At 62.4% G+C, this 7,423-nt stretch carries 4 protein-coding genes and 2 pseudogenes; all 6 read right to left on the minus strand.

What is annotated here, in order from left to right; translation table 11 throughout:
• Positions 1–42 precede the first annotated feature (42 nt).
• The gene (locus tag FEM01_RS12140) at positions 43–2,058 is read right to left on the minus strand and encodes a pyridoxamine 5'-phosphate oxidase family protein (protein ID WP_138219680.1); all 2,016 of its coding nucleotides are present in this window, start codon (positions 2,056–2,058) and stop codon (positions 43–45) included.
• Positions 2,059–2,085: 27 nt separating this feature from the next.
• Positions 2,086–2,715, minus strand: a complete 630-nt coding sequence (locus tag FEM01_RS12145; RefSeq protein ID WP_138219681.1) for a glutathione S-transferase family protein — start codon at positions 2,713–2,715, stop codon at positions 2,086–2,088.
• Positions 2,716–3,015: 300 nt separating this feature from the next.
• The gene (locus tag FEM01_RS12150) at positions 3,016–3,570 is read right to left on the minus strand and encodes a UPF0149 family protein (protein WP_138219682.1); all 555 of its coding nucleotides are present in this window, start codon (positions 3,568–3,570) and stop codon (positions 3,016–3,018) included.
• 66 nt (positions 3,571–3,636) lie between these two features.
• Positions 3,637–4,212, minus strand: a pseudogene (locus FEM01_RS12155) (asparaginase domain-containing protein); the annotation flags it as partial.
• Positions 4,212–5,300 (minus strand): annotated as a pseudogene (locus FEM01_RS12160) (FAD-dependent oxidoreductase); the annotation flags it as partial. The pseudogenes FEM01_RS12160 and FEM01_RS12155, both read right to left, overlap by 1 nt.
• A gap of 179 nt (positions 5,301–5,479) precedes the next feature.
• Positions 5,480–7,123, minus strand: coding sequence for an acetolactate synthase large subunit (locus tag FEM01_RS12165; protein WP_138219684.1), 1,644 nt, complete (start codon positions 7,121–7,123; stop codon positions 5,480–5,482).
• Positions 7,124–7,423: the final 300 nt, after the last annotated feature.

Consider the following 7,423-nt stretch of genomic DNA (forward strand, 5'->3'; position numbering starts at 1 on the left):
ATCCTGGCGCATCGGTGTGAACGCAGGCGGAGCCGGCACCGCTCAGAGATCCAGTACCAGCGCCTGAACCCCTTCCTCGACCTGGGCTGGCACCGCGCAGCAGATCAGCGCTGTGCCTTGCTCAGGCAACTCGGCAGGCGGCTTCGGGTAATGCACCTGCCCGCTCAGCACCTTGGTCTTGCAGGTACCGCACGACCCACCTCGGCAACTGAAGTCTGGGGTTAACCCGTGGCTTTCGGCCAGCGCGAGCAGCGTGCCGCTCTCCGGCACCCAACGAGCGCCTTTCGCGGAGCCTGCGAAGTACACGGGCACCGCGTCGGTGGCGGCAGGAGGCTGTTGCAGCACGGGTTGGCTGTTATCGGTATGACGGCGCAGGGTCGAGGGGCCGAAGGCTTCGGCGTGAATACGCGCATCGGGCACATGCACGCCGCGCAGACCTTCGTAGAGGTCCTGGGTGAAGCTGGCCGGGCCGCACAGGTAGAAGTCGTAGTCATCCAGCGCCAGCGCCGCCTTGACCTGGTCGATACCCAGGCGCCCGGCAAACGTATAGTCACGCCCCTGCACGGCATCGGCTTCAGGCTGGCTCAGCGCACGGTGAATGCGCAGCAGGCCACCGGCACCGCGCTCCAGTGCCGCAAGCTCCTGCTGGAATGGCAGTTCGGCCAGCGAGCGGCCGCCATGGAACAGGTACACAGGCCGGCGCTGAGCGCTGTTCAACTGCTCGCGGAGCATGGCGATCAACGGGGTGATGCCAACCCCGGCGCCGATCAGCACGATCGGGCGCTCGCTCGGCGGGGCCAGGGTGAAGTTGCCCATGGGCAGGCGCACGTCCAGCCGGTCGCCGACCTTGAGCTGCGCATGCAGATGCCGTGATGCCGGCCCCTGGGCCTTGACGCTGATCCGCAGGAAATCATCGGACGGGGCGCTGGACAGGCTGTAGGTGCGGATCAACGGCGCCTGGCCATCGAGCAGCACACGCAGCGGAATGTGTTGGCCAGGGGTGAAACTCACCGGCAGGCCATCTTCGGGCTGGAGGTAGAACGAGCGGATATCGCGGCTCTCCTGCTCGATACGAGCCACGCGCCAGCCCAACCACTGGCGCTGGCCTTCACGCGCTTGCAAACGCTGCTCGGCCTCGGCCCAGGTGCCGGTCGTCAGGCTGCTGGGTGCGTACTCATGGAATGCCCAACGCAGCGAAACGCCAGCCGGGCGCAGGACCACGTGCTCGACCTGCAACGTCCACAGCCGCTCGGCGCCCTCGAAGGCAGCCGTTAGCGGGCTGTCGAGCAGCACCTCGGCGCGACCGGACAGTTGCAGCACATCGCCACTGTTGAAGTCGACGAATAGCAGGCCGGCAACTGGGTTCGCCAGCAGGTTACCCAGCGTGTTGAAATGCAGGTTGCCAGCATAGTCGGGGATGCTCAGGCAATTACCTTCGACCTTGACGAAGCCGGGGCGGCCACCACGGTGCGAGACATCCACCGAGCGCTGGCCATCGGCGTGGGTGATGTAGCTGGCGACGAAGAACGTATCGGCCTGCTCGATGATGTCGAGCGCGCGAGCATCCAGCGTGGAGGCGTCGATGCGTCCCTGCGCCGGTTCATCGACCCGCGTGTACTGGCGCAACTGGATGTACTGCGGGCAGTTGCCGAAGGCCTGCTCGACTTGCACCTGCAACTGGCTGGCAGTGGCGGCGCTGATCAGGCCATTGATGCGGTTACGCCGACGGGTGTGCAACTCGATGCCAAGCAGGCCGATGGCCGCCCCCGCCACCCAGCCGGCAGTGGCTGGGTCGTCGGCCGACGGCGTGGTGCCAATCAGCAGTTGCCTGGGGTCCGGCGAGCTGACGAAGCCTTCTGGGCCTTCGAGCAGCGTCGCCCACGGTTTGCCTTGCGCGTCCACCGCGCCTGCCACCATGAACGGCAATTGCTGGTAGAACGCGCGGTGCTGGTCGGGCATGTAGTCGCGGATGACCTTCGGCCCGAACACCGCCATGCGTTCGGCAACGCCGACGTGTGCCTGCAACCGTCTTTCACCTTCGTGCCAGGGAGAACGCATGGCGGCATGCCTCGTTTGAGTAGGCTGTTACAGGGTGGTTTGCAGGCCGATCACGGTACGCGGCATCGGCACGAAACCTGGCAGGGCTTCGATACGCGCGAGCCAGGCGCGCACATTGGGGTATGGCTGCAGCGACACATTGCCTTCCGGCGCATGGGCGATGTACGAGTAATTGGCGATATCGGCGATGGTGGCCTGCTCACCCACCAGGAACGGGGCCTTGCCCAGTTCGGCCTCGATCACCTTGAGCAGGGTGTGGGCGCGGCCGATCACTTCGTCGGCGTTGAACGAGGCGCCGAATACCGTCACCAGGCGTGCTGCGGCCGGGCCGAAGGCCAGGGGGCCGGCAGCGACCGACAGCCAACGCTGTACCCGCGCGGCGCCGAGCGGGTCCTCGGGGAGCCAGCGCTCGCCGCCGTAGGCCTTGGCCAGGTAGACCAGAATGGCGTTGGAATCGGCGACCACGGTGCCGTTGTCATCGATCACCGGCACTTGGCCGAAGGGGTTGAGGGCAAGAAACGCTGGCAGCTTGTGGGCGCCCTTGGCCAGGTCAACGAACACTTGCTCGGTGGGCAGGTTCAGCAACGACAGCATCAACTCGATGCGGTGGGCGTGGCCGGATTTGGGAAAGTTATAAAACTTGATCGCGGTGGTCATGGCGCTGGCTCCGGGGGTGGGTTGCTGCGGGCTATGCTGCGCTGATTCGCTGGGCAGCAGAATCCGTACACTGCGCAATCCATAATTTCGCAAGGCGCAATAATGGACTTGGCAGCGCCCTGAAGGCGTACACCGGGGGAGGTCATCCAGGCTGGGGGAGCTGCCGTGCTTGGCGCGCAGCGAGCAGTCTGGAGCAGGTGCCGGAATCAGCACTCACCCCTGACGATTACCGCGCGCCTTTCACTCGGCGCGGAGCCAGCCCGGCAGGTGGCCAGGCTCAACGCTGGCCTCAATCAAGGGTCAGTGGCGTTGCTGTTTCTGGTAGTGGTACAGACCCCGGGCGGCCTCGACCACCAAGGGCACGCACGCCTGGTGTTCGTCGAAACTCATCGAGTCGAGCAGCTCGAAGTTATCTTCCAGACCATGCAGGGAAATCGCCTTGAGCAAACGGTCTTGCTCTGGTGGCAACTCGTCCCACTCGGCGACCTGGGTGCCACGCATGTAGCCAAAGCACCATTCCTCGAGAATGATCGTCGGCCCATGTTCACCGTGGCCTTCTTCGAACACCGGCTCGAAGTGTTGCAGGTCCTCGCTGAGCGCTTCGGCAACCTGATTGGCGTAACGCAGCAGCAAAGCGACGTAGGCTTCCTCGTGGGCGGGTTTCTTGAACTTGGGCACCTTGCCGCCGGCCACGCTGGGCAGCCATTTTTCCGGGGTGACGGGGTTGGGGGAACTGGCCAGGGCGGTGAACAGGCCATCGAGTTCGGCCAGATTGAGCACCGAATAGTCGTTGCCGTAGGTCATCAGCAGGTCTTCAAGGCGATCAAGTTCTTTTTCGCTGAGCGCAGGGAGCATGGGCGGGGTGTCCTGGATTGAATATGCCTGCACCCTAGCACAGGCATATGCCGGCCTGCCTGCGGATCAACCCGCCAGCCAGGTATCCAGCTCGGCCGTTTGCGCCGTACCGAGCAACAGCCAGAGCAGGATGCGGCACTTGCGCGGGCACAGCGCCCCGGCCATGCGCATGCCTTTGCTCAGCAGGTCGATTTCACCACCGGCAAAGCCGCAGGTACTGCGGGCCGTTGCGCCGCTGCCGGTGCGCGTAGCCACGATCACCGGCATGCTTCGGGCGATGGCCGCCATGTGCGTAGCCCAGTCGAGCGAAACGTGACCAGCGCCGAAACCGGCGATGACCACGCCTTCGTAGTCAAGATCAGGCAGGGCTTGCAGCAGCGCAGTGTCGCCATCGAGACACGCCTCCAGCAATGCGACGCGTTGATGGGTGCGCGAGGGCACCGGCAGCGTTCGCCGGGGCGACGCTGAGTGCAGGTAGATTGGCTGCCCCTCTACCACCTCCCCTGCCGGCCCGTGACCTGGCGACGCGAAGGCCGCCATCGCCAGGCTGGCGACCTTGCGTACGTGCCTGGCGCAGTGAATCTGGTCGTTGATCACCACCAGCACCCCTCGCCCTCGACTGCCTTCTCCAAGCGCCACCTCAGGCCGTCTTCACGCGCCCGGAACTGTTCGTAGAGTGAAATCCCCTGCGTCTCAATCGGCATAAACAACAGACTTTCATCCAGGGCTGCTATCCCCAGATAAGCCGGAGCCTGAAACGGTAACCCTCTGCGATCGGGCACGCTTGCGAGCCCAGCCCTGGCACGGCAAGGGGCTGGCCCTGATCGTCCACCCTGCCGTGCACCAGTTGCAAATGGTTGCTGAAACCGAAAATAGCCGTACGCAAAGGATAGAGGCAGCAGACATCGTAAAACGCTCCCCAACTACCATCGCCAATACCAATAGCATAGAAAATCGCTGACTCATCGCTCGTCATCCCCAAACCGCCGAACTCACCGGGGTTATCGGCGCGCCACCCTTTCAGTTCAGGCAGGCGAACCAAGTCGCGGAACGATAGATGATGATAGCGCTCGACTATAGCCGACCACATCGCCTGCCATCCTGCGCTGCCGTAGACCGCCGCAACCTGTTCAGCAAAGCGTGTGGCGAAACGCTGCCATTTACCGTGGCGTCGCCGTGCGGATTCTTCCAGATCAGCAACGTAGGATCGTCGTCCTCCTCCAACTGTCCTTCACGCAAGTAGATTCCGGTGGCATTGACCCACGGGGTACCGGCTTTGGAAAGTCCGAAAGGGTCAGATCGAACAACTCGGCGTAATAGGCCATCAGTGAGTGGCCGGCCTTGGGAGGCTCGCCGGTACGGTTGAAGAATGGCATACGCATGGCACCCATCTCGAAGGGCGTGGAGCGGTGCTGGGCACTCCACGACTTGTTCGCCACCGTCAGGTGTCGACCACCAACGCGCTGGGACTGCTCGATGAGTGTGACCCGGGTAAAACCGCAGCGCAGCAGTTCACGTGCAGCTGTTAGGCCTGCCACGCCGGCCCCGACGATACAGATACGATGTTCAGGGGCTGTGGCTCGCGCTACTCCGCCGTCTTGCTCAAGCAGTCGGCGATAGTCAAAACACAGATCTGGCGGGTTGGGAAAACGAGCAGCCCAGGGCTCGAGCTCAGAGACTGGCTCGATCGCCAGATCGGCGGGATGATTGTGAGACGACCCGATTGTCATGGCAGTGGTGCGCCTTCAATGAAAGAACGGACGCGAAGCATGGTCAATCTAGGTATTTGAGCAGCGGTAATTAAAGCTGGCGGCAAAGCAAAGCGGGGCAAGACCACTCCCACACCAGGCAACGTCATGCTGCGCAACGTGTGGGAGCGGGCTTGCCCCGCGATTTTTACGGCTACAGCTTAAACGGCCAGCGCGCGCTCACGCAGCTCGCTGTTGAGGATGCGGTCGTTTTCGCTGTAATCGACCGGGCAGTCGATCACGTGCACGCCTGGAGTCTTGATGCAGTGCTCAAGCAACGGCAGGAACGCTTCGGCGCTTTCTACGCGGTGACCGTTGGCTCCGTAGGCTTCGGCGTATTTGACGAAGTCCGGGTTGCCGTAGTCCAGGCCGAAATCGGTGAAGCCCATGTTGGCCTGCTTCCAGCGGATCATGCCGTAGCCGTCGTCACGCAGGATCACCACGGTGATGTGCATGCCCAGACGTACTGCGGTTTCCAGCTCTTGGCTGTTCATCATGAAGCCGCCGTCCCCACACACGGAGATCACTGGACGGTCCGGGTACACCAGATGCGAAGCCATGGCCGATGGAAGGCCGGCCCCCATGGTTGCCAGGGCGTTGTCCAGCAGCACGGTGTTTGGTCTGTGCGCCTTGTAGTTACGCGCAAACCAAATCTTGTAGATGCCGTTGTCCAGGGCAACGATGCCTTCGGAAGGCAAGGCACGACGGATGTCGGCAACCATACGCTGCGGGTAGACCGGGAAGCGGTTGTCGTCGGCGCCTTCGATGATCTGCGCTTCGTTGGCTTCGCGGATGGCCATCAGGCGGGTGAAGTCCCAGTGGCTGGTGTCGGTCAGGGCTTCGCTGATCTGCCAGACGGCGTTGGCGATGTCACCGATCACTTCGACCTGCGGGAAGTAAACGGCATCCACCTCAGCCGAACGGAAGCTCACGTGGATCACCTCGGTACCACCACGAACCATGAAGAACGGTGGCTTCTCGATAACGTCGTGGCCGATATTGACGATCAGGTCAGCCGCCTCGACAGCGCGGTGCACGAAATCACCGGACGACAACGCAGCGTTGCCCAGGAAGCGCGGGTGGCGCTCGTCGACCACACCTTTACCCATCTGAGTGGTGATGAACGGAATGCCAGTTTTGTCGATCAGTTGCTTGAGAACCTTGGCGGTCATCTTGCGGTTCGCGCCGGCACCAATCACCAGAATCGGGTTACGGGCATTCTTCAGCTTCTGAACAGCGGCCTCGATGGCCACGTGCTCGGCCAGGGGACGACGGTGCAAGCTGCGCGGGATCGGCAAGGCGTCGGTCTGCTCAGCGGCGATGTCTTCAGGCAGTTCCAGGTGCACGGCACCTGGCTTTTCTTCTTCAGCCAGGCGGAAGGCTTCACGCATACGCGCCGGGATGTTGTCGGCAGAGGCGAACTGGTGGGTGTACTTGGTGATGGGGTCCATCATGCCGCACACATCGATGATCTGGAAGCGGCCCTGTTTGGACTTCTTGATCGGCTTTTGGCCAGTGATCATCATCATCGGCATGCCGCCGAGGTAGGCGTAGGCGCTGGCAGTTACCAAGTTGGTGGCGCCAGGGCCCAGGGTCGACAGGCTGACGCCGGTTTTGCCGGTCAGGCGGCCGTAGGTTGCAGCCATGAAGCCTGCGGATTGCTCGTGGCGGGTCAGTACCAGCTTGATCTTCGACTTGCGCAGGGACTCGAGCAGATCGAGGTTTTCCTCGCCTGGGATGCCGAACACATACTCGACACCTTCGTTTTCCAAGCATTGCACAACGACATCGGCGGCCTTGGCCATCTTGCTATCTACCTCAGTTATATAGGACGTTGAAAGTCCAGACATGCGCAGCACGGTACGCTGGCATCGCTCTGTTCAGGCGCGAGGATTGCCCCGAACCTAAGCCTTGACGCAGGGTAGGTACGGGTAAGTCACGTTAATTGAAGGTAATAATTGTCGCACCCTTCCGAACGGTTGAAGAGGTACGGAACGGGCAAAAGACCTTTGCCTCGGGACGGGATATTGAAGCAGGGCGTTTTCGAGATTTCTTAGAGACGCCAGAAAGACAAAACCCCTACCTGCTCACGCAGATAGGGGTTT

Source organism: Pseudomonas mosselii (assembly GCF_005796105.1).
GTDB lineage: Bacteria > Pseudomonadota > Gammaproteobacteria > Pseudomonadales > Pseudomonadaceae > Aquipseudomonas > Aquipseudomonas mosselii_C.